This is a genomic window from Vibrio sp. 811, from assembly GCF_033339195.1.
The window spans coordinates 1-458 of the sequence record NZ_JAWOUB010000379.1; the positions used below are offsets into that span (position 1 = coordinate 1).

The following is a 458-nucleotide window of genomic DNA, read 5'->3' on the forward strand; positions in this document are numbered from 1 at the left end:
TGATGCAATAAAACCAGTGTATGACGCTCAGGAAATTCCGTTAATTTCTCTTCCAAAAGAGTCAACTGCTGATCGCTTAAACGCCCATGAGGCACGCCTACTACTTGAGAATCAAGCAAAATCAATTGCCACTTTTCACCCAGCAACACATGTTCTGCCGCTTGAATTTGTGGTGAAGGTAACACACTGCCCATATTGGGTTTGTAATCGTGATTTCCCGGCAGCCAATAACAATCCTTTTGCAGCGGCGCAATGCCATCAGCAAATCGTTGATAAGACTCGGCGCTATGATCCTGTGAAATATCGCCAGTCGCTAAAATGTAATCAAACCCCACTTTGCGGCGCAAAACTTCGTTAACCACAGCTGAAAAGCTGTCGGCTGTTTTTACGCTCAGCAAACTTCCCTCGTCTGCAGCGAACAGATGAGTATCCGTGATTTGTAAAAGTTTGATGCTGTC

1 protein-coding gene is annotated in these 458 nt (G+C 45.2%); it reads right to left on the bottom strand.

Annotated features, from left to right (window positions below; genetic code table 11):
• On the bottom strand, positions 1–458 hold a 458-nt coding region (cpdA, locus tag R7Q46_RS26995), incomplete at both ends, for a 3',5'-cyclic-AMP phosphodiesterase (protein WP_318078218.1).